Genomic DNA, 22410 nt, shown 5'->3' on the forward strand with positions numbered 1-22410 from the left:
CTAGTCTCCCGCAATTGTCTCGTCATCGACGTCGTGTAAGGCATGTGCCCTGGCAGCGTTGACCTCAGAGACCGATGTCGCGCCGAGATAGGCGTCGATAGCCTGCTGTCGGGCAGCGTCGTCTTTGAGTTCTTCGGCGCGACGGTATCCGACGATCCGGCCGCCCCTTAGGAAGTGTAGTTCGTCGCAGAGACGCATCGTCATTCTGAGGTTCTGTTCGACGAGAACGATGGCGAGATCGCCGTCGCCTCGAATCGCCCCCAGCCTTTCGAACACACGCCGGACGAGAAGCGGTGCAAGGCCGAGCGACGGCTCATCCAGAAGCAAAAGCCTCGGACCCGACATCAATCCGCGTCCGATCGCCAACATTTGCTGCTCTCCACCGCTCAGTCGCCATGCGCCTCCGTTCACCTTGTTGGCGATTTCGGGGAAAAGCTCGAGGATCGCATCCATTCGGGTTCGACGTTCGCCGGCGGAAGCCTGATAGCCCCCGAGCACGAGATTTTCCCGGACACTGAGATCGCCGACGACTTCGCGCCGCTCCGGAACATAGACGATGCCTCGCCTGACCCGCTCACGCGTCGGCAGGTTGCTGATTTCCTCACCCTCGAAGACGATCTGTCCCTTGGATTTGGTCAGCCCAGCCACCGCCTGCATGATGGAAGATTTGCCAGCCCCATTCGCGCCCAGGAGAGCCGTGACCTTAGCGGGCTCCACGTCGAAGCTGACATTTTCAACGGCCTGCGCTCCCGCGCCATAGAAGACCGAAAGGTTCTTGACGGAAAGGAGGCTAGTCATCGTCGCTCCCCAGATACACGGAAACCACCCTTTCATCGCTGCGCACAGCGTCGGGCGGTCCGCAAGTGATCACCTCACCGAAGTTGATCACGTAGATCCGATCGCAGAGCGACATGACGAGATCCATGTCGTGCTCGACGACAACCATAACCAGATCCGGAGAGGCAATGGTCCGCAATGTATGCGTCAGGTCCCGCGTCTCGGCATTGTTGAGCCCTGCGGCGGGTTCGTCGAGCAGCAAAACCGAGGGCTTTCCGACGATGGCCCGGGCAATCTCGATCAGCCGCTGCATGCCCGGAGGCAGTTGTTGCGGGAACAGATCTGCCGCATCGGCAAGCCCCAGATTGGACAACGCCCCAAGTGCGGCCTGTCTCATCTCGGCGGTTTCGCGGCGGCCGCGTGCCAAGGGCAAAAAAGCGCTGGCCCAGCCGGCGCGATAATTGCGGGCGAGCCCCATCATGGTGTTTTCGACGACCGTCAGGTCCGGACACAACGCCACCGTCTGAAAACTGCGCACGACACCGCGCGCCGCCCGCGCCGCCGGTGACAACCCATCGAGCGGACTGCCATCATACGTGATCGAGCCACCCTGAGGCTGGTATGCTCCCGTCAAGCAGTTGAACAGGCTGGTCTTGCCTGCGCCGTTTGGCCCGATCAGACCTGTGATTTCGCCTGATCTGAACTCGACATCCAGTCCTCGGAGGACTTTGATCCCACCGAAAGATAGAGCAATCCGTTCCCCCTTGAGCGATCTGCTGCGCGCGTCCATCATTTCGCCTCCCGCCGTCTGGCGGCCAGTTCGGCGATCCTCGGCGAAAAATGCCCGATCAGTACGACGGCGACGAGTGCGACTCCGTAGAACACCGGGATCCAGGCGCCTGACCCCGACAGAAGCTGCGGGACGAGGGTGAGGAAGGCACCGCCGATCAGCGCTCGTGTCAGCGTCAGCCCGTAGAAGCTAACTACGGATCCGACGAGAAGGAAGATTGACGACCAAAACGTGTATCCCGTAGGCGAGACGGCGGAGCTTGCGAAGGCGAGCATTGCACCGGAGATTGCGGCGATCCCGCCGCTGATCCCCATGACGCTCACTCGCGCCCAGGCGCGACGGGTGCCGAAGGCCTCGGCAGCGGCCGGATGAGTCCGGGCGAGCAGCAGAGCGCGTCCCTGTCTCGAATGGCGGAGTTGGACGAGCGCGTAGACGACGGTAGCCAGAGCGATCAGCGTTACATAGTACCGTTGCGGTTCGATCGGCAGACCGGGAATAAGCGGCTTCGACACGTAGAGACCTTCGAAGCCTCCTGTCCATCGGTCTGCACAAATGATGATCTCCGGCAGGGCAAGGGCGAGTGCCATGGTCGAGACCGCAAGATAGATGCCGGAAAGGCGGCGGGACGGCCAGGCGAAGAGAATGCCGAACACGGTGCCAGCAACCACGGCGACCGGAAGAGAAATAACGAGCGGCACATCGAGATGCGATTCCAGTATCGCCACCGAATACGCGCCGATGGCGGCAAAGAAGCTGTGACCGATGGATACCTCTCCGCCGTAGCGGACAAGCAAGCTCACGGCGAGCACGCCGAGGCTGTTGGCGAAGCAGAGCCCGAGCGCATAATTCCAGGACCCGGAGATGACGAGCGGCAGGACCAGGAGCACCATCAGGACGACGAAGTCGATTCTGCCCTCGGTCATCATCGACCGAAGCGCTGTCGGACTGGACCGTTGCACGTGGAGAGTCATAGCGCTGTCAGACACGGGTGCCTCCTGCCCGGGCGAAGAGCCCATTCGGGAAAATGTTTAATGCAAGAAGGATGACGACGAGCAGGAACGTGTTGGTGAACTCCGGCGACACATAAAATGTGAACAGGTTCATGAGGATGCCGATGAGGATGCCTCCCACGAGCGCTCCGGGCAGACTGCCGAAACCTCCCAGCACTGCTGCAGCGAACGCCTGCAGCATGAAGGTCGCCACAGTGGTCGAACTGAGGAATGTCGTCGGCACAATCAGCAGGGCACCGACTACGCCTAGCACGGCCGAAACGATCCAGGCGAACAAGTGGATGGAGCGAAGGTTCAGCCCGCAGATTTCCGCGGCGATGGAATTGGCTGATATGGCCCGGAAAGCCACGCCGAGTTTGGTGTAATCGATCACCAGAAAGAGTGCGACGATCGTCACGACAGCGACCGCTAGAACGGTGAGATCATAGCCCGTGATGCGCAAGCCGAGGATCGAGGCGCTGAATCGCGGCAGCGGCAGATCGAGCGGTACAATGTCGGCTCCGAACACGAGAAGCGTGGCACCCTGGGCGATGAGGCCGATACCGAGCGTAGTGATCGTCGCGGTCAGTTCGGAGGCGACCATGATGGGCGCGATGATTGCGTAGCTGAGGAACGCGATGGCCACGACGATTAGCACGGAAAGAAGGACGGCGCTTCCCCATGACAGGCTCAGGAGTGTACCGCTGGAGAAACCGTAGATCAGGAAGGCGGCCAGCCCGGCCACATTGCCGTGCGAGAAGTTCACGACACGCGAACTCTTGAAGATCATCACGAGACCGAGTGCGCCCAGCGCGTAGAGACAGCCGGTGACGATGCCCGACCACATGAGGGGAAAGAGATCGAGGGTAACGTCGTATAGCCCGCTCATGTCGACGCCTCCGCCATGCTGCCGTCCTCGACGAGGCGGATGACGCCTGGGAAGTATTCTCCACCAAGTCCCTTCTCCACCGCCATCTCGTAGTAGCGGCGCACCGTTTCCGCAGCCTTGAGAGGGACCCCAGTCTCGGCCGCGAGCTGGAATACGTAGTCGATGTCCTTGAGGACATATTCCGGCGGAAACGACCGTTCAGGGAAGTCCCGTGGAAGCATGGCCTTGCGACCGTGATTGCGCAACACGAAGCTGTCGCCGGACCCCTTCGAGACAGCATCGAGCAGGGTTTCGCCCTTCACCCCTGCCCGCTCGCCGAGCACGATCATCTCGGCAAGCGTCACAACATGTTCGAACACGAGCATGTTGTTGATCAACTTGAGCACCTGGCCCGCGCCGACATCGCCGCCATGGGTGACGTCGGTCGCCATGTAGTCGAGGATGGGCCTGATGCTGTCGAAGACCGGCTGAGTTGCTCCGACCATGATGCTGAGTTCGCCGCGCTGTGCCGCCTCGCGGGTGCGTGCGACCGGAGCGTCTGAGAACTTGATTCCTTGCGGATCGAGGGCCGTCGCGACCTCGCGCGCCAGCGCGACGGGCGTGGTCGAGAGATCTACGATCGTGGCTCCCGGTCTCGCGTGCAGGGCGATCTCGGCCGCGACGGCCTTCACCTGTGGGCCTCCGGGCAGCGAGAGTAGTACGAAGTCAGCAACCGCGGAAAGCGCCGCCAAGGACGTGGCCCGTTCGCCCTTCGTGTCGTCGAGAATGGAGAACGCCTGTCCGTTCATGTCGTAGGCGATGACGCGACCTTGATGTTTGAGAGCGACGTTGTGGCACATGGGGCCTCCCATGACGCCGAGCCCGATGAAACCGATCGTGGATGTGTTTGTCATTGGTTCAATCCATCAGCATGCCGCCGTTCACATCGAGCACCGTTCCGGTGATCCAGTTCGATGCCGGCGAGCAGAGGAAAAGAATAGCCTGGGCGATGTCTTCCGGCTGACCGTACCTGCCGAGCGGAACATTGCCATTTGCGGAGGGCGGCGCGCGCTGGGTGACAGTGTTCCACATCGGTGTCTCGACCGGACCCGGCGCGATAACGCTGGCATAGACCCCCTTCGCTGCCCCAGCCTTGGCGACCCATTTAATCAGACCATGGACGGCGGATTTCGCAGCGACATAGGCAGGTCCGGACGCAACGCCACCGATCTTCGCCGCGATAGAGCCAACCGCGACAATCTTGCCGCCGCCGTTCTCCGCCATGATCGGATAGATTTCCCGGACAGGGTTGACGACGCCCATGAGATTGACGTCGAGCATCGCGCGCCATTCATCGTCGGTCGATTCACTCAGCGATCGATGGGTGATCGTGCCCGCGCATAGGACCAGTACGTCGAGTTGGCCGTGACGTTGAATGATGTCGGCGATGACCGCCTTGGTCTGCGCGGATGAGGTGACGTCATATTTCGCGTACCGAATGGCAGGGTTTCCGAACTCTGCATGATCGGCGATATCAGTCGCAATCACCGTGGCGCCTGCTTCTGCGAGTGCGAGAGCTGTTGCCTTGCCAATTCCCCCGGTGGCGCCCGTTATGAGGGCGATGCGTCCGTCGAGACGAGCGGAGGTACTGATCGGTATGTTCATCAAAGGCTCCTTAAGGCATGTCGGTTCCTCCCGCCCAAAACGGGCGGGAGTGGCTCGAGGACGAGGAGCTTATTGAGCAGGCGCGTCGAAGACGGCCGGCGGATAGGGGCGGAATTCACGGATGAGCTCGAACTTGCCATCCCTCGCCTGGATGATGCCTTCCTTGCGCGTTCCGCGGTGATCCCCTGACTTGAACGATACGCCCTGCGCTCCTCCCACCGAGGCGTTGTTCAAGGTCTCAAGCGCCGCGATCAGATTTTCTCCGGTCAACGGCTTACCGCTATCCAACAACGCTTCGAAGCCCTTTGCAAACAGTGCTGCATTGCTCCAGCCGTTGAGGCCGAAAACGCCGACCGGATCGCTTGGATAGTGTTTCGCGACGGAATCGCGATAGGCCTTTACGTCCGGTTCGTTGCTGCTCACTGGCAGCAGCCAGGACGAGAAGTATGTTCCGTTCAGGAGATCCCCCGCCAGCTTGACCGTCGATGGATCTGCTGTGAAGAACGGCGCGAACCATTTCACCTTGAGAGCCTGAAGATCTGCGGCCTTGAGCGCCGCGGCGAGATTGGCGTTCGACCCGAACAGGATCACAGCCTCCGCACCGGAATTCGCAACGCGACGGATATGGGGACTGAAGCTCGTCGTCTTAACATCGAAGGGCACCGACTCCGCGGGTTCCAGACCCAGTTCCTTCATGTAAAGGTCAAAGCCGCGCTTCGCCGATTTGCCCAGCTCGTCGTTCTCCCAGAGGAGCGCGATCTTCTTGAGACCGAGATCCTTCACGGCATAGTCGACGTTCGCGGCCGCCGACCAGCCGTAGTCGGGAAGAAGCGGAAACACGTTCGGCTGTACGAAGAAGGCGCTAGCACCGCCGATCGGGCCGATCATCGGAACCTTCTTTTCTTTTGCATAGGGAATTGCGGCGACGTTGGTCGCGGTGCCGACCGGCGCCGCCAGCGCGAAGGCACCGTCCTCTTCGACCAGCTTGCGGCTGACTGCGACGCTGCGCGCGGGATCGTAACCGTCGTCGTAGGTGATGTAGTTGACTTTCCAACCCTTGATGCCGCCGTTCTCGTTGATGTGCTTGAAGTAAGCGTCGGCGGCATGAGTAAGCACCGAATAGAATGGAACAGGACCCGTTACCGGGGTGAATGCCCCAACTGTCACAATCTTCTTTTCTGTATCTATTCCCTTCGTCTGCGCGAGGGCTGTGGCGGACCCGACCAGCGCCATCGTAACGGCGCCCGCGGTAATTCCGACCAGTCTTGCGATATCTGGCAACATCTCGATCCTCCCATCGAATTCGACCATTATCATTTCAATCGGGACCGTATGTCAGAGACAAAACGGGGTCAACATAAAATGCATTATGCAGTGCAGCATTCCCTTGATGATCAAGATAAATCCCGCTCGCCTCCGCCGAATTCTGGCTGTTCGGATGGCATTTATATGTAAAATAACAGAGAATTAGGCAGTCACCCGCAGTCAAGTGATGGTTTATGAGATAAACAGCTTGTACGCGATATAAAATGCATTATCATCTCTCCGAACCTCGGAGGGTATTATGAACGGCGTATTGGCAGGCAGGACTGTACTCGAACTGGGAAGTATGATCGCAGCACCCTTCGCGACGCATATTCTTCAACAATTGGGCGCGAAGGTTATCAAGATCGAACCACCTGGAGGAGAGACCACGCGCAGGTTGGTGCGAGGTGGCCCGAGTGGGACTTACATCGCGTACAACAGAGGAAAGAGCAGCATCTGTCTCAATCTGCAGACGGAGGACGGGTCCCGCATTTTCAGTAATCTCGTTGCCGGAGCGGACATCGTTCTGCACAACCTTTCCCCGAGCGCGGCCCGCAAGATGAAGGTGACCTTCGAGGATTGCGAAGCCATCAGGCCCGGGATCGTCTTCTGCCACATCAAAGGCTATGGCCCCGGCCCGCAATCCGAGGAAATCGCATCGAATCCTATAGCGGAAGCCGCGACAGGGGTCATGTTCGCCAACCGCTCGACAGGAAAGCCATCGCGACTGGGGCCGTCTTACCACGACCAGTTCGCCGGGTGTTATGCAGTCATCGGCGTTCTGTCCGCTCTCCTCGATCCCGACGCATCAGCGGAGCGTCGGAACATCCAGCTCGGTCTATACGAAACCGGGCTTCATATCGCTGCCAGGGAACTTGTTGGCGTCCAGCTCAAATCCCAGATCACCGGGAATCCTGAGCAGGAACCATCTCCTGAATTCAGTATGCCCGGATATGGGGCGTACGAGACTTCCGACGATCGATGGATCTATTTGGTCATGCTCACGGACGAACACTGGCGAAAATTCTGCCTCGCCGCAAGGATCGAACTCGATCCCGAACTGGCCACGCTCCGACAACGGCGGAAGCACAGACCTGTTGTCGAGGACATCGTTGCGGGCGCGGTAAAGGATAGATCTTACGAGGCGCTCAGTGCCACGCTGGCAGCAGCCGGCGTAGGCTTTACGGAGGTGCTTTCGGGCGACAAGGTGCTTGATGTCGAGCAAGCACAGAATCCCCCCAAATACACGAAGGTTCCATTCGCGTCCTTCACGTTCGACGCGCCTGATTTTCCCGTGTCGGCAGCGGCCTCCCCGGAGGGACGCGAGGCGCCGCCTCCGTTGCTCGGGGAGCACACCGTAACGCTGCTCCGTCAATCCGGCTACTCCGAAGAGGCGATCGCCGAACTTCTCGCAGTTGGCGCCGTGAGCGACGCGAGCGACGACGGCGATCTATGGAACACCAAGATTGAGAGGCTCGCCGTCGCGCGTTGAAAACGCTGCGCTTCTGTCCGGGCGAGATCAATAGGCGTCCTGATCATCCCTCGGATGGCAGCCTCGGCAGGTGGCGGCGTGGTCACGCCACCTGCCGAACTATTCCAGGCGTGCCAGCAAGCTGGACGTAGAAGTCTGCTTTGGGAGGAGCAAGAATGAACATGACATCGGTCAACGTCACAGCGGCCAATTTCGTGGCTGCACAATTCAACAGCGTGGACAAGGTATTCGAGTCACGAGGACAGCGCTTCGAGGTTCTCAGGGGTTTCGACCTCACAGTTCGAGAGGGCGAGTTTTTGGCGGTCGTCGGCCCAAGCGGCAGCGGAAAATCGACACTTCTGAACCTACTTTCCGGGCTTGATGACGCGAGTGCCGGAACAGTGGTCTGTAACGGCAGGATCGTCGATGGGATCAATACCCATGTCGGATATATCACGCAGCAGGATAACCTTCTCCCGTGGCTGACGGTGCAGCAGAACATCTCTATCTCCCTCGAAATAAGAGGGGTCGCACCAGCCGAGCGGGCGGACCGAGTTGCCGCGATGATCGCCAAGGTGGGGCTCAAAGGATTTGAGCATCATCATCCTAGCAAGCTTTCGGGTGGGATGCGCAAGCGCGCGATGCTGGCGCGCACCCTCGTTTACGATCCGCAGATCATTCTGATGGACGAACCGTTCGGCCCACTCGACGCCCAGCTCAAGGTCGTGCTCCAAGCAGAGCTTCTCAAACTTTGGAGTGCAACCGGAAAGACGGTCGTGTTCGTGACGCACGACATCGTAGAGGCGATCACGCTCGCCGACCGGGTGGTGGTTCTTTCCCACAGGCCGTCCAGGATCAAGCTTGAGGAGCACATCACGATCGGACGCCCGCGCGAGGTCCACGACGTTCGCTTCACTCCCGGTTTCGAGGAGCATTACCGACGGCTCTGGGCCGCAATCGAAATTCACGGAGCCGGAGGGACAGACCAGTGACCATGCCTGAAACCACCGTCGCCACATTGGTCCCTACTGTCGCCAAACGAAAGCTTGATCCCGTATGGCTGTACCGAGCCCTGTTTCTCGCAGGATTCCTTGGCCTCTGGCAGCTTGCGTCCGGACGACTTGTCGATCCCTTCTGGATCAGTAGCCCTTCGGATATCGGACTTACCCTGTTCCAATGGAGCAGTTCCGGCCTCCTGCAGCGTCATCTTTTCGTGACTTTCCAGGAAACGATTATAGGCTTCTGCATCGGATCAACGTTTGGCGTCATATCCGCGCTGATCGTTGGTTCCAACGATATGCTTCGCCGGACCGTCGATCCCTTTCTTACGGCCGTCTACGGCGTTCCGAAGGTCGCCCTGGCCCCGCTGTTCATCATGTGGTTTGGCATCGGGTTGGCACCCAAGATCGTCCTTGCAGCAGTCAGCGTCTTTTTCCTCGTGTTCTTCAGCACAATTAGCGGCATCGCCCAGGTCGATAGAAGGATGGTCGACGGGCTGCGGATAATGGGAGCGAGCCCGATCGTCGTTCAGCGAAAGGTGGTCTTCCCCGCGTCGCTGCCCTGGATCTTCACTGGCCTCAAGCTCGGCCTTCCCTACGGCTTCGTCGGCGCAGTCGCTGCTGAGATGATGGCGTCGAACGCGGGGATCGGCTTCCTCACTCAGGATGCTGCGGGACAGCTGAACTCGGCCGGAGTTTTCTCGGCACTCTTCGCCTTGATGGTTGTGACCTCCCTTCTCAACGAAGGGCTCGGGCACCTCGAGAAATGGATCTTCCGCTGGAAGTAGGGCGGAACTTGACAACCCGTAGCGGTTCAATCTGGGAGGATGACATGATCGATAGACGACACCTGTTTCGCATGATGGGGGCGGTGGGCCTCGGTGCCGCGGTAGCACCGCAACTGGTCCTGCCCGGACGCGCCGCTGCCCAGGAAAAGGACCTTATGAAGCTCAATGTCGGGGTCGGCGGAATCACTTTTGCCTACCTGCCTCTTCTCGTGGCGAAGGCAGCCGGCTTTTTCGAAGAGGAAGGCCTGGACCTCACCTTCGTGAACGCAAACGGTGGGGCCAACGCCCTCGCCGCCGCCCTTGGCGGCAGCGTCGACATATGCGGCCTCGTGATGAGCGACATCATCCTGGCCTCGGCCAAAAAACAGAAACTGCACGCCTTCGCGCCTCTGATGTCACAGTATGCCAGCGATGCGATAATCAGCACTGCCGCGGCACAAAAGGCAGGCATCACCTCCGACATGCCTTTGACGGAGCGGATGGCGCGCCTCAGGGGAATGACGCTCGCAATCTCCAGCCGTGGTAGCGGCATCGATAAGCTCTGGCGCTATCTCATCGGCCTCGGCGGCCTGGATCCGGATAAGGACGTGACCCTGACTGTAGTCAAGCTCGATCAGATGTACCCGGCATTGATCTCCGGGCAAATCGACGGCTTCAACACCACGGCGCCTTCAAACAACCGCGCCGTTGAAGAAGGGCGGGCGATCTGGGTCGCCAGGCCCTCCCAGGGCGAAGTACCAGGCCTTGAGAACTTTCTCTACACGGTTCTGGGTGCCAAGCCCGAGTATCTCGCCGCCAATCCGGACGTCCCCAGGAAGCTGGTGAACGGTCTGGTCAAGGGCGCGAAGCTGATCCGTTCGGACGCCGCCAAGGCGGGTGCTCTCATGCAGAAGGAGTTCTTTGCCCAGACCGACGGTCAACTCGTCATTGACACCGTCAAGGATCAAGCGACGACGGTGGCATCTCCTCCGACCCTGTCGGAGGGGCAGTTCAAGCAGAATGTCGAGTTCATGCTCAAGTTCGGGCACGAGGTCGACAAGGTGGCGTTCTCGGACACCATCAACGGCAAATGGCTGACCAGCTAGAAGTCCTCGAAACGCATCCCGCAGGCAAGGATCGGCGGGGTGCGTGACGCTGTTTGATCGACGCCCGGAGACTATACACCGGGGGACACCTCAGCACTGGTCGAAGTCCGCTGACGGCTTGAGCTGGGAGACTGCCTCTAAATATTCCGAGATTACGTCGAGCTCTTGATCTGAAAACCTTTCGGTCACTTGTTGGTAGCTGCCGCGCAACTCGCCTAACAGGGCCAACGGGCCGCTCGCAGCAGCACGGTCGAGCTGGATCAGGACGCTCCGTCGGTCTTCACTGTTCGGGATCCTTTCGGTGAAACCTAGTCGTTCCAACCGATCGAACAGCGCTGTCCCGGAACCAGAGGTCAGACCGAGTGTCTTAGTAATCTCCTTGGGGCTCATGGGGACCGATGAAGAGGCAAGCAGCGAGATGCACCGCAGATCTGTCGGATGCATCTTGCCTTGGCGAGCCGCAGATTCCAGCGCCTCCTCGGCCTTATGAAGCATTCGGCCCAATGCTTGAGCCAACCGCTCTTGTCGTCTTTCTCGGTTCATTCCAGAGCCTTATCACGCCAAAACGTTTAATGTTTGGCTGATGACTGCCGGTTTGACATCCCCGCTTGATGTTGGAGACCATGGTAGCAACCACCTCCTAGCATGAGGATTGACTGATGGAGGCGAAAGCTGGCGGACGCTGAGCCAAGGATGCCCGCATCTTCGGCAGCTTTCACGCGAACGCTCGCCGCCAGGCCGCCGCCAGCAAACTTCGATATTTCCGGCAATTTAAGCTGGTGTTGATCCGTGCGGAACACAGGCGGATGGGAACCGCTTAGAGAACCGTCCGGACTTCCCACAACTCGGGAAACAACACGACATCCAGCATCTTGCGTAAATAGGATGCGCCACCGGTTCCACCGGTACCGCGTTTCAGGCCAATCACCCGTTCAACCGTCGTGACGTGATTAAAGCGCCAACGGCGAAAGTAATCTTCGAAATCGACGAGCTTTTCCCCGAGTTGATAAAGAGACCAATATCGCTCCGGCTCTTGGTAGATCTGACGCCATGCTTCGATCACCTTAGCATTAGAACTCCGCGTGGTGCGCCAGTCTCGGCGGTCGGCCTCATCGCCGAGGTCGAAGCCGTGGCGCGCGAGCAACATCAGAGACTCGTCGTAGAGGCTGGGTTCAGTCAGAATTGTTTCGAGCAGCGTGCTGATATCCTCGCGATGGCTATGCGGGCGCAGCATTGCCAGATTGCGGTTGCCGACAAGATACTCGATCGCCCGATATTGATACGACTGAAAGCCAGACGACTGGCCAAGGGCGCTGCGGAATTGAGTATATTCGCTGGGCGTCATCGTGCGGAGGACATCCCATGCGCTGTTAAGCTGCTCGAATATCCTCGACACCCGTGTCAGCATCTTGAACGCCAATTGCACTTCATCGGAGCGGATGCAAGCGAGCGTCGACCGGATCTCTATGATCGCGAGCTTCATCCAAAGTTCCGACACCTGGTGCTGCACGATGAACAGCATCTCGTCGTGTGCGGAGGAAAGCGGCACCTGGGCATCAAGTATACGCTCCAAATGCAGATAGTCGCTGTACGACATCCGCGACTCGAAAGCCATATGAGCCCCCTCGCTGGAGGGATCGTAAGATGTCGTCACGTTACTGCTGCCTTTTTCTGGTACCGAGGATCGAGCCACAACTGCTTGCGCATCACGTCTTCGAGGATGGCAACCGCACCCAAAACATCCTCATGACCGATATAAAGCGGCGTGAACCCGAACCGGATTGCCTCGGGAGCCCGGAAATCCCCGATCACGTCGCGATCGATCAATGCCTGCATGATTGCATAGCCTTCCGGATGACCGAACGACACCTGACTGCCCCGGGATTGCGGGTCACGTGGGGAAAGCAGGGTCAGATCGGGGCATCGTCGCTCGACTTCTTCGATAAAGCGTTCCGAAAGCTGGATGGACATGGCGCGGACGTCTTCCAACGCGATGCCGTCCCACACGTCCAGCGCCGCATCCAAGGCCGCCAGTGCGACGATCGGCGGAGTGCCGACCCTCATACGGTCTATACCCGCTCCGGGCCGATAGTCCTGCCGGAATTCGAACGGCGTTTCGTGACCCAACCAACCCGAGAGAGCCGGGCGTGCACGGTCGACCAGTCTGGGCGCTAGGTAGATGAAGGCTGGGGAACCGGGGCCGCCGTTTAAATACTTGTAGGTGCATCCGACTGCAAAATCCACGTCAGCGCAAGCCAGATGCACAGGAAGCGCCCCGGCAGAATGCGCTAGGTCCCAAATGACCAGCGCGCCGGCTTCATGCGCCTTGGCAGTCAGCCGGCGCATGTCGTGAAGGCGGCCCGTGCGATAATCGACCTCGGTCAGCATCACCACCGCGACATCCTGATTGATGGCGTCTTCGACCTCTTCCGGGGCAACGATCCGGAGCCGGTGTCCCTGGCCCAGCATTCCGATCAGGCCCTGGGCCATATAGATATCGGACGGGAAATTGCCACTATCTGTAAGAACGACCTTCCGCTCACCTTGCAGTTCGAGCGCGGACGCCAGAGCCTGATAGACCTTGATCGAAAGAGTGTCACCGGTCACGACAGTGCCGGCTGGGGCGCCCACCAGCTTGCCGATGCGGTCGCCGACCCGGCGGGGCATATCCATCCATCCAGAGGTATTCCAAGCTCGTATCAGCTGTGTGCCCCACTGCTGCTTCATGACATCGAGCACCCGCTCCGCCGAGCCGAAAGCCATTGGCCCGAGCGAGTTGCCGTCCAGATAGATAAGGCCTGGGGGAAGATCGAACTTCGTTCGGGTGGCGGCGAATTTTTCTGTTAAACCCATGTTCCAACTTTGCTCCTGGAGAACGCGTCGTGCTTCCAATGGATGCTATTCGACCCAGCCGCTTAGGGGCACGAAACGGCCGTTTCTGATCTCAGAGACCAGGCCGGCGCGTTGCGCGTGATGGTCGCTTTTCGACAGCGAAACCGGAGGAATGATGCCGCCCGATTGCCAGTGCGTTGTGGCTTCCATCGCCGCTATGAAAGTTTCGCGGGTAAGGTACCGCCCCGCCCGCTCGAGCGCATCCAAAATCAGCTTGCCGTATACATATCCGTACAACGTATATCGGTTCGGCTGACCACCCGGATGATGCCTGGCGAGTACCGCCCGGTAGTCCCGCATGCCAGGCTCTTCGCTAAACTCGGGGTCGGGAAAATGGCAGAGACCGATGGTGCCTTCCGCCGAGGCACCGCCACCGCCGAGATATTGCTCGTCGGCCAGCGGACCGGAGGCAATCATATGGCCCGACCAACCGGATTTTGCTTTCGCGACCATGGCAGCCTTCGCCTGGACCGGATACAGCGCCATGAACACCGCATCCGCGTCATGCGCAACCGACTCGAATTCCTGCGTCAGATCGGAAGGATCACGGGTTTTTACGGTGGCGGTCCCGCTGAGAGAATAACCGAACTCCGGGCCATGGTGCTCCATGAACTCCTGATACAGGTCGCCGTACTCGTTTTGATCGCGTATCAACGCTATACGTTTGAAACCACGTTCTTTTCCGGCATATTCACTGATTTTCCGTAGTTCGCCGATGTAGTGAGGAAGCGAGGTGAAGACGTAGCGGCTGTCTTGGCTGGCGAACAGGGTCGTATGGGGAAAGAGAAATGGTACGCGGTGGGTCTCCGCGAGGTCGGCGATTGACATCGCCTCCGGGCCGCCGAAATTGACGAGTGCAAATACATTGTCGAGAAGGACTAGCTTCTTCGCGTTCGCAACCGCCGCTTCGGCATCTCCGCCGCCCGATCGCGTGTATCCTTTCCAGACAATCCTGCGGCCATGAACAGGTCCGAGTTCGTTGCGCTCATCGAACGCCATGCGGAAGCCCCGGTTTTCCTCGTCAAGGGAGAAGGTGTTGGTAACGTCTTCCATTCCCATCAGGATCATGTCATCGGTGATACCTTTGGCGGGCATGTCCAAAGCCGGTTGTGATGACATCATCTCGTTTGAGCGGGTTTGGCTGTAAGCAGACACCTGATTCTCCTCGGTGTGGATAAGCGTGCTTCTAATGAACTCTCTCGGCCTTGAAGCGGCGCTCAAGAAGCGCGACGAGGCGGACCATTGGCCAGAGAAACAGAAGGTAGACGATCGCGGCGCCGATCAGCGGCGACGGGTTCGCATAGAAGGCTTGCGCGTCGGTTGCCGCTTTCAACAATTCCGGCAAGGCGACGGTTGACGCCAAAGCGGTTTCCTTGAACATTGAAACGCAGTTGCTTGTGATGGGCGGAATGACGATCCTGATCGCTTGCGGCAGCACCACCTTGCGCAACGTCAGAAGGAACGGAAGGCCGAGAGCGGAGGCAGCTTCGAATTGACCTTTCGGGACACTTTCGATGCCGGAGCGGAACACTTCTGCAGAATAGGCTCCGAACACGAACGAAAACGCGAGAATGGCGGAAGACCACGACGTCAACCTTATCCCCACAAACGGCAGGGCGTAATAGATCAGGATAAGGACAACCAGCGCAGGTATGGATCGAAAGATGTCGATGAATCCGATCGCGAGCAGACGCAACGGGATCGGCGCGTAAAGACGCAGCAGACTGATCACCAGGCCAAGTGGAATGCCGATAAGAATGCTGAGTATGCCCAGTAGCAAGGTATTGATGAAGCCGCGCATGAGGGCCGGAAGGCTTGCCGCGAGAACTTCAGGACTGAAGAAGGTTTCAAACAGGCCCACAACGGCTCCTCAGATCAGGTAGCGACGCAAGGGGTGGAACAGACACCCCAAAGTCCCGCAAGGTTCGATAGCGCGGCAGCCGGAAAATCATCTGACTGGCCTCGCACCGCTCTCGATACCAACTCGAGAGATGCGAGGCCGGAAAGGTTTGCTAGGTGATGCCCTGCAAAGGCGTCAGGGTGTGGGAAGCGGCACCACGTTCACGGTCGTCGAGTCCGGGGACGGGTCCTGGTTGAACCACTTCCTGTAAAGCGCCGCCATGGTGCCGTCCTTCTTGATTGCTCCAATGGCATCGTTGATAGGTCCCAGCATCGGATGATCCTTCGTCATCATCATTCCCAGCCGATCCGCCGACTTCATGCTGTACTTCACTTCGAGGTCGGGATTTTTTGCCAGTCCGAAACGCATGCTGTCATTCACCACGGCATCAACCCGGCCGGCGATCAGATCGAGCAGCATATCCTGCTTGGCGTTATATGACCTTATGTCTGTAATCCCGTATTGGGATCTATTGGCATTGGCCCACTTCTCCCCGACAGTGCCGGAGATCACCCCGATGGTTTTACCCTTGAGGTCCGCGTCGGTTTTGATGGGGCTGTCTTTTCTGGCCGCGATATCGGTTGTCGGATCATAATAAGGCTGAGTGAAAGACTGCGATTTCAAACGCTCACTGGTGATGGTGATGGACGAAACCGCTACGTCGATGCGCTTCGAGGTGGTCGCAGCAAACAATGCCTGGAAGCCGTAGTCCGAAATTTCCAGCTTTGCCCCGACACGCTTGGCGATATCCGTGATGAGGTCGATTTCGAATCCCTCGAAGCTCCCATCGGCATTCTTGTATTCGAAGGGGGGGTTGGCCGGATAGGCGCCTACGTTCAAAACAGTCTGGGAATGCGCGGCAAGAGGCGTGAGAAGGAGGCTCATCGCCGATGCCGACAGCATGAGAAAACGTCTAGTGACCATAAGAAAACTCCCAGTATGCTACGGCCAAATGTCGCCGACTAGCGTCGTTAGCGTTCCACTGACGGACTTATTGTTTTTTGTGACCGTCATTGTCTTTTTGTACGCATAATCATACAATAGGTCAAGCGGTGAGTGCCGATTTCAAGCAAGGCTCGGAAATGACTAAACAAAAGCAGGCTGCGGTCCAACCGGACGTCACTCCGTTGAGAAGCGACGTGTTGCCAAGATACCGCCAGGTCGAAGCCATCCTCCGCGATCAGATCTGGCTTGGAGAACTCGGCCCCGGCGATCAGTTGCCGACCGAGGAGGAACTGTGTCGGCGGTTTGCCGTGAGTAGAGCCACGGTAAGACAGGCGCTGAAGATCCTGGAGCAGGAGAACCTCATTCACAAGGCAGTACCTCGGGGAACGTTTGTAAACCCGACCCTGGAGCAGGTTCGCCGAGGGTTGATCGACGTTACCCGCGCGGATCTACTCGACATGCGAGGCTTCGAGATCCAGGCGCCCCGGACGGGTTTCTATACGGCAAGGGGCGATGTCCAGACAGCGCTGAAGGTCGCGTCCGGCTCAAAGGTGTTCTTCTTTCTGCGGGTGTTCAACCTGAATGGCGAACCCGTCGGAGGCGAGCAGGTCTATCTGGCTGCAGACAACGAGAAGCTCCTCTCCGGCGACGACATGATTGCGCCGTCGATCTCGAAGCGTATCTCCCAGCGGCTGAACAGGTTGGTGGCGCGAACCGATATTCGCGTGAGCGCAATAACAGCAGATGCCCGGCACGCTATCCGCTTCGATACATTTTCCGGAGCGCCGTTGATTTCCGTGACGCGCACCTCATACGGCTCAGATGGCGATCCCTATGAATACGGCCACACGGTCCTTCGATGCGACCGGTGCCAGCTCATTCTCGATTAACTAAACTAGCAACAATAGGAGAGCTTTGATGGAAGTCATTAGCACCGACAACGCGCCGCAGGCGGTCGGACCTTATTCGCAGGCCATCGTTCAAGGTGACTTTATATTCGTTTCGGGCCAGCTTCCGTTCGATCCAAAGTCTGGCGCCTTTAACTCGGATGATCCGATCGAGCAGCTTGCTCAGTGCCTCGCCAACATCTCGGCGATAGCTGACGCGGCTGGAAGCTCGATTCAGAGAACCGTCAAGACGACCATCCTCGTTACCGACCTGAAGCGGTTTGACGAGCTGAACGCGGAATATGCCAAGATCTTCAAAACCCACAAACCCGCTCGCGCTTGTTACCAGGTGTCGGCCCTTCCCAAGGGTGCGCAGGTCGAAATCGAAGCGATCATCGCGCGCTGACGTCTTGAGTCGCCGCCAGTTCTTCTGGCAGCGGTCTCGCCGCGAAAACCCTGTACAAGCCCTTTCGCAAGGAGAGAACGTGATTTTGGGAACCGGACCAATTTTAGACTACCCGCATGACGCCCAACCCAAAAAAATGACCGTCTCGGCTACCGACGTTGCCGTCGAAATCATCGGCATGAACAAGTGGTACGGCGATTTCCACGTGCTGCGCGACATCAATCTGAAGGTGATGAAGGGCGAACGCATCGTCATCGCCGGCCCGTCCGGCTCCGGCAAATCGACGATGATCCGCTGCATCAATCGCCTTGAGGAACACCAGGCCGGCAACATCATCGTCGACGGCATCGAGCTTACCAACGACCTGAAGAAAATCGACGAAGTGCGCCGAGAAGTCGGCATGGTGTTCCAGCACTTCAACCTCTTCCCGCACCTGACGATCCTGGAAAACTGCACGCTCGCGCCGATCTGGGTCCGCAAGATGCCGAAGAAGCAGGCGGAAGAGATCGCCATGCATTATCTCGCCCGCGTCAAAATCCCGGAACAGGCCCATAAATATCCGGGCCAGCTTTCGGGCGGCCAGCAGCAGCGCGTGGCGATCGCCCGCTCGCTCTGCATGAAACCGAAGATCATGCTGTTCGACGAGCCGACCTCGGCGCTCGACCCGGAAATGGTCAAGGAAGTGCTGGATACGATGGTGAGCCTTGCGGAAGAAGGCATGACCATGCTGTGCGTCACCCATGAAATGGGCTTTGCCCGCCAGGTCGCCCACCGGGTGATCTTCATGGACCAGGGCCAGATCGTCGAACAGAACTCGCCGGCGGAATTCTTCGACAACCCGCAGCACGAGCGCACGAGGCTCTTCCTGAGCCAGATTCTGCATTAGCAGAAGGCCGGGACGTGCCGCCGGCTGCGCGTAGGACATCCGTCGCCACATCCTTTCCAATCTATCTGAATTGGAAACCGCTTATGTCGTCTTGGATTTAACCGGGTTCATCCTCAATTTCGGTGCTTTAGCACCAGCGTTCTCGCCCTCATCAGTTCTGGGCCGCCGTACATTGATCGCCTCAGCATCTTGAGGCGGTTGATCTAACGACGGTCCTGATGGATTTGACCGTCCACACGCGTACAAGAGATCAGGGCGGGCCTAACGTCCGCTTCAATCGCATGCAGACGAAGGCTACCCCGTGAGTCCACCACCCAAACCGACGACCCAGCAGCAGACACGCTACTGGAGGCACGCGTCTACGCGATTTATTCCATGCTCTCGCCGGCTGAAAAGCGGCTTGCCGACATCCTGCTGCAATACCAGATAGACCTGCCGAGCTAGAGCTATACGGCGGGCGAGCTTGCAGAAAAGGCGCAGGTGTCGAAAGCGACGGCGGCACGGCTGATCCGCTTGCTGGGCTATGCGACCTATCCCGATGCCAAGCGGCAGATCCGGGCCGACCAGCACGGGGGATCGCCCCGGGCAGGTCTGGAAGACCCCGATCGCGCGCCGTCAGGCAAAGTCTCGCTGAGCAGCACGGTCCAGATGGACCTCGACAATATTCGAACCACCGCCGAAAGCCTGTCCGAAGCCACGCTGAGCGAGGTAAGCCAGGCAATCGTCGGCGCCCCAGATTGCTGCCGACGATCATCAAGGAGGCGCGTGCCGCAGGAGCGATAACGGCGCTGATTACCGATCTCAGCGCCGCGGCAAGCGCCAAGGCCACCAACCATGTGCTGCGATGCCGCTGCCGGTCGCCCTCACCCTTCAATTCCCTCGTCGCCGCCGTCACCATCATCAATTATCTCGCCTGGAGCGTATCGACGGCGATGGGCGAGGCAAGCCTTGCCCGGTTCGAAAAGATCGACCGACTGGTGAAACTGCTCGACGACGTATCGCCCCCCAGACCAGTATCGGCCGGTGGGCCGGCAAAGGCGGGCTTCGGTCAGGAAAATTTTTCGAGCACGTGCAGACGCGTCGGCGATGCCCAGACGCCGGACTTGGATGTGGTCAGCCCGCACCTGACGAGCGTCTCGGCGAGACCGACGGCCGTCGAGACGCCATCGAGTTCACCCTTTTGAATCAGCGGGATAAATTATCGTTTGAACTTAGGTCGAGGGCAAAAAAAGCAACCGCGCACATAAAAACTCCGGACGCGCGGTGAGTGAGAGTGCCTGCCCTTTGGTCACGCAACAACATGTTCTCGTGCAAAGGCAACACCAGAGGGATGAAAGAAAGTTCCACACCAACGGCTCTGGGACAGCGTCTCGAGGGCTTGATCCGTCCTCCGATAGCTCGATAGAGCGGCCTCCAGCTGTAGCCAATCTCTCGCTCCTTGATTGCGCCAACCGCGTCAGAAATCTCAGCGCCGGGATGGCGGGTCACAACATTGTCGATCGCTCGATCGTCAGGGGACGAAATTGCTGTTTTAAAGCCAGGAAATTTGCCTACGAGAATTCGGTTTTGGACAAGCTCATGGTCGCAACTGACCCGAGTGCAAGCGAGTGATCTGTTAATCACCTAAGGAAAGCGGCCGTAGATCCGCACAAACACAAAGGCGCGTCCGGCGTCGCTACCTCAACAGCATTATCAGCCCACGACCTGGCCTCTCTCAAGAAGTCGGCCCCGTCGCAGTATCCGGAAAATTCAAGGGAACGTCACTACATAAATCTGGAGGGATAAAGCATGTCGACTACAGACAGACTGCGAAGCATAGATCCGGCGGTATTCTGGCCGGCCCTAGCAATAACGGCCGGGTTCATCTCATGGGGAGCATTGGCCCCGGATAGCCTCGCCTCGGTCACACAAGCCACGCTTTCGGCGATCATCAACGGTTTCGGATGGGGCTTTGTTGTCTCGACGGCGTTGTTCCTGGTCTTTGCCGGCTTCCTGGCGATCAGCCGTTTTGGCAAGATCAGGCTTGGGGCGGATGACGAGCTTCCGGAATTCCGGACGGTTTCGTGGGTATGCATGATGTTCAGTGTCGGCATGGGCATCGGCCTGATGTTCTGGGGCGTTGCCGAGCCGGTTTTCCATTTTGGCGCCCCGCCTCACGGGCTGGCGGTCGCGCAATCCAAGGAAGCCGCTCTGCTCGCGATGAAATATTCCTATTTTCACTGGGCCCTGCACCCTTGGGCCATCTATGCGATTGTCGGTCTGGCGATCGCCTACTTTACCTACCGCAAGGGCTTGCCCATCCTGATTTCAAGCGCGTTTACCCCCCTGCTGGGCAAGGCGGTGAATGGACCGATCGGTAAAACGATTGATATTCTCGCCGTCATCGCCACACTGTTCGGCACGGCGACGTCGCTTGGACTTGGTGCACAGCAGATCAACAGCGGTCTGAATTTCCTCTGGGGAACTGGTGAAGGGACAGGCATTGCCCTTGCGATCATCGCGGTGCTGTCGATGCTGTTTATCCTGTCGGCAGTGTCCGGGGTGGGCAGGGGCGTACAATTCCTGAGCAATATGAATATGGTGGTAGCCGCCGCGTTGCTGGCGTTCCTGGCTATCGTTGGACCGACCATCTTCATCCTCAACACCTTCACCGAAGCGCTCGGCGACTACCTGGCCGATCTCGTCACAATGTCGTTCCGCACCGCCGCCTTCAGCGACGGCAAGTGGCTGGGGAGTTGGACGATCTTCTACTGGGCCTGGTGGGTGTCCTGGGCGCCTTTCGTCGGCGTCTTTATCGCGCGCATCTCAAAAGGGCGCACCATCCGCGAATTTGTCATTGGCGTTCTGCTCATTCCGAGCGGCGTAACCTTCCTTTGGTTCACCATCATGGGTGGTACGGCGCTGCATTCGGAATTGATGGGGGCTGGTGGTCTTGTCGAGGCGGTCAACAATCAGGGTGCCGCCATCTCACTGTTTGCGCTACTCGAACAATATCCGGGAACCGCGGTCACTTCGTTCCTCGCGATATTCCTTGTTGCGATCTTCTTCATCTCGGGAGCGGATGCCGCCTCGATTGTGATGGGCATGCTGTCGTCTCACGGCACACTTGAGCCCGCACGCGGCGTCGTCGTCCTCTGGGGCGTCCTTGCCGGCGCGTCGGCCTGCGTGTTGCTGGTGATGGGAGGTTTGCAAGGCCTGCAGACCGCGTCGATCATCGCGGCAGCACCCTTCCTCGTCGTTATGGTCGGGTTGTGCATCTCCCTATGGATCGCGCTGTTGGACGACCTCGAAGGGCGCAGCAAACTGGCCCCACCCCTGCCCGAAGGCCCGCCCTTAGGCGAAGCACTCGCGGCTCAGTAGGTCACCGCGTTGCCACCCAAGCAACTAACCAATCGCACCCTAAACTGAGTTTCAGGTGCGATTGGCAGGAAGCCTCGGCGACAGGTGCGGGGAAAGGGTTGGCGCAGGCGGATCTTCTGGTCAAAAAATAGAGCATGTGCAGCGTTTCTCCTTTCACGCTGTATTTTCGTGCTCCCATCTCGGGGGGGAAATAGCCGAGGCATTCCAGGCGGCTCGCAACTCATCGCGTCGCCCGGCATGGAAATGAATGCGGATTAGAAAAGAACCGAAGCTGCAGCGCTGCAGTTGCCCAAAAACACAACATGTCCAATATGCGCCTCCGTCCTACCGGGGCCAAACGATGCACGGTCGCCGCCGTTCCACCGGCGAGATCTCAGGACGGCTTATACTTAACCAGG

Annotated in this window: 23 protein-coding genes; 10 read left to right on the forward strand and 13 right to left on the reverse strand. The window is 58.8% G+C overall.

What is annotated here, in order from left to right; genetic code table 11:
• The 7 genes from AC1DLT_RS25065 to AC1DLT_RS25095 all read right to left on the reverse strand — a co-directional run bounded on the left by AC1DLT_RS25065 (nt 1) and on the right by AC1DLT_RS25095 (nt 6373).
• Complete coding sequence (locus AC1DLT_RS25065; protein WP_477488537.1) at nt 1–798, reverse strand: ABC transporter ATP-binding protein; 798 nt, start codon at nt 796–798, stop codon at nt 1–3.
• On the reverse strand, nt 791–1570 hold the full coding sequence (locus AC1DLT_RS25070; protein WP_477488538.1) for an ABC transporter ATP-binding protein: 780 nt from the start codon (nt 1568–1570) through the stop codon (nt 791–793). Before AC1DLT_RS25070 ends, AC1DLT_RS25065 begins: the two co-directional genes overlap by 8 nt.
• Nucleotides 1567–2553 (reverse strand): branched-chain amino acid ABC transporter permease, encoded by a 987-nt coding sequence (locus AC1DLT_RS25075; RefSeq protein WP_436112926.1) that lies wholly within the window; start codon nt 2551–2553, stop codon nt 1567–1569. The genes AC1DLT_RS25070 and AC1DLT_RS25075 overlap by 4 nt, the downstream gene beginning before the upstream one ends.
• Nucleotides 2546–3445, reverse strand: a complete 900-nt coding sequence (locus tag AC1DLT_RS25080) for a branched-chain amino acid ABC transporter permease (protein ID WP_436112927.1) — start codon at nt 3443–3445, stop codon at nt 2546–2548. The genes AC1DLT_RS25075 and AC1DLT_RS25080 overlap by 8 nt, the downstream gene beginning before the upstream one ends.
• The gene (locus AC1DLT_RS25085) at nt 3442–4338 is read right to left on the reverse strand and encodes an NAD(P)-dependent oxidoreductase (RefSeq protein ID WP_477488539.1); all 897 of its coding nucleotides are present in this window, start codon (nt 4336–4338) and stop codon (nt 3442–3444) included. The genes AC1DLT_RS25080 and AC1DLT_RS25085 overlap by 4 nt, the downstream gene beginning before the upstream one ends.
• A 4-nt stretch (nt 4339–4342) precedes the next feature.
• Nucleotides 4343–5089, reverse strand: a complete 747-nt coding sequence (locus AC1DLT_RS25090) for an SDR family NAD(P)-dependent oxidoreductase (RefSeq protein WP_477488540.1) — start codon at nt 5087–5089, stop codon at nt 4343–4345.
• 69 nt (nt 5090–5158) lie between these two features.
• Nucleotides 5159–6373 carry an ABC transporter substrate-binding protein gene (locus tag AC1DLT_RS25095; RefSeq protein WP_477488541.1) on the reverse strand — a complete coding sequence of 405 codons (1215 nt, stop codon included), beginning with the start codon at nt 6371–6373 and terminating at the stop codon, nt 5159–5161.
• Nucleotides 6374–6653: 280 nt separating this feature from the next.
• On the opposite strand from AC1DLT_RS25095, the gene AC1DLT_RS25100 reads away from it, so the two are divergent.
• From AC1DLT_RS25100 to AC1DLT_RS25115, 4 genes are all read left to right on the forward strand, one after another.
• Nucleotides 6654–7886: a CaiB/BaiF CoA transferase family protein gene (locus AC1DLT_RS25100; RefSeq protein ID WP_477488542.1), complete on the forward strand. Its 1233-nt coding sequence runs from the start codon at nt 6654–6656 to the stop codon at nt 7884–7886.
• 155 nt (nt 7887–8041) lie between these two features.
• Nucleotides 8042–8857, forward strand: coding sequence for an ABC transporter ATP-binding protein (locus tag AC1DLT_RS25105; RefSeq protein ID WP_477488543.1), 816 nt, complete (start codon nt 8042–8044; stop codon nt 8855–8857).
• A gap of 2 nt (nt 8858–8859) precedes the next feature.
• A complete protein-coding gene (locus tag AC1DLT_RS25110) occupies nt 8860–9651 on the forward strand; it encodes an ABC transporter permease (protein WP_436113236.1) in 792 nt (263 codons plus the stop codon).
• Nucleotides 9652–9659: 8 nt separating this feature from the next.
• Nucleotides 9660–10736: an ABC transporter substrate-binding protein gene (locus AC1DLT_RS25115; protein WP_477488544.1), complete on the forward strand. Its 1077-nt coding sequence runs from the start codon at nt 9660–9662 to the stop codon at nt 10734–10736.
• A 90-nt stretch (nt 10737–10826) separates the two neighbouring features.
• Here AC1DLT_RS25115 and AC1DLT_RS25120 read toward each other — a convergent pair whose 3' ends face one another.
• The 6 genes from AC1DLT_RS25120 to AC1DLT_RS25145 form a co-directional block, all read right to left on the reverse strand.
• Nucleotides 10827–11279, reverse strand: coding sequence for a MarR family winged helix-turn-helix transcriptional regulator (locus AC1DLT_RS25120; protein ID WP_477488545.1), 453 nt, complete (start codon nt 11277–11279; stop codon nt 10827–10829).
• Nucleotides 11280–11553: 274 nt separating this feature from the next.
• The gene (gene kynA, locus AC1DLT_RS25125; protein WP_436112935.1) at nt 11554–12390 is read right to left on the reverse strand and encodes a tryptophan 2,3-dioxygenase; all 837 of its coding nucleotides are present in this window, start codon (nt 12388–12390) and stop codon (nt 11554–11556) included.
• Nucleotides 12387–13589, reverse strand: coding sequence for a kynureninase (kynU, locus tag AC1DLT_RS25130; RefSeq protein ID WP_436112936.1), 1203 nt, complete (start codon nt 13587–13589; stop codon nt 12387–12389). The genes kynA and kynU overlap by 4 nt, the downstream gene beginning before the upstream one ends.
• Before the next feature lie 45 nt (nt 13590–13634).
• Nucleotides 13635–14783, reverse strand: a complete 1149-nt coding sequence (locus AC1DLT_RS25135; RefSeq protein WP_436112937.1) for an ABC transporter substrate-binding protein — start codon at nt 14781–14783, stop codon at nt 13635–13637.
• A gap of 31 nt (nt 14784–14814) precedes the next feature.
• Nucleotides 14815–15489, reverse strand: a complete 675-nt coding sequence (locus tag AC1DLT_RS25140; protein ID WP_436112938.1) for an amino acid ABC transporter permease — start codon at nt 15487–15489, stop codon at nt 14815–14817.
• A gap of 174 nt (nt 15490–15663) precedes the next feature.
• The gene (locus AC1DLT_RS25145) at nt 15664–16452 is read right to left on the reverse strand and encodes an ABC transporter substrate-binding protein (protein WP_477488546.1); all 789 of its coding nucleotides are present in this window, start codon (nt 16450–16452) and stop codon (nt 15664–15666) included.
• Nucleotides 16453–16580: 128 nt separating this feature from the next.
• Here AC1DLT_RS25145 and AC1DLT_RS25150 point away from each other — a divergent pair, with 128 nt between their 5' ends.
• The 6 genes from AC1DLT_RS25150 to AC1DLT_RS25175 all read left to right on the forward strand — a co-directional run bounded on the left by AC1DLT_RS25150 (nt 16581) and on the right by AC1DLT_RS25175 (nt 22012).
• On the forward strand, nt 16581–17363 hold the full coding sequence (locus AC1DLT_RS25150; RefSeq protein ID WP_436112940.1) for a GntR family transcriptional regulator: 783 nt from the start codon (nt 16581–16583) through the stop codon (nt 17361–17363).
• Nucleotides 17364–17388: 25 nt separating this feature from the next.
• Entirely contained in the window at nt 17389–17766 is a 378-nt protein-coding gene (locus tag AC1DLT_RS25155) for a Rid family detoxifying hydrolase (RefSeq protein ID WP_436112941.1), read from the forward strand.
• 136 nt (nt 17767–17902) lie between these two features.
• Nucleotides 17903–18652 carry an amino acid ABC transporter ATP-binding protein gene (locus AC1DLT_RS25160; RefSeq protein ID WP_436112942.1) on the forward strand — a complete coding sequence of 250 codons (750 nt, stop codon included), beginning with the start codon at nt 17903–17905 and terminating at the stop codon, nt 18650–18652.
• A 480-nt stretch (nt 18653–19132) separates the two neighbouring features.
• Nucleotides 19133–19435, forward strand: coding sequence for a hypothetical protein (locus AC1DLT_RS25165; RefSeq protein ID WP_477488547.1), 303 nt, complete (start codon nt 19133–19135; stop codon nt 19433–19435).
• The gene (locus tag AC1DLT_RS25170) at nt 19390–19836 is read left to right on the forward strand and encodes a MurR/RpiR family transcriptional regulator (protein WP_436112944.1); all 447 of its coding nucleotides are present in this window, start codon (nt 19390–19392) and stop codon (nt 19834–19836) included. The genes AC1DLT_RS25165 and AC1DLT_RS25170 overlap by 46 nt, the downstream gene beginning before the upstream one ends.
• A 604-nt stretch (nt 19837–20440) precedes the next feature.
• Nucleotides 20441–22012, forward strand: a complete 1572-nt coding sequence (locus tag AC1DLT_RS25175; RefSeq protein ID WP_477488548.1) for a BCCT family transporter — start codon at nt 20441–20443, stop codon at nt 22010–22012.
• The last annotated feature ends 398 nt before the right edge of the window (nt 22013–22410 follow it).

It is taken from the genome of Neorhizobium sp. 05N33 (assembly GCF_056397445.1).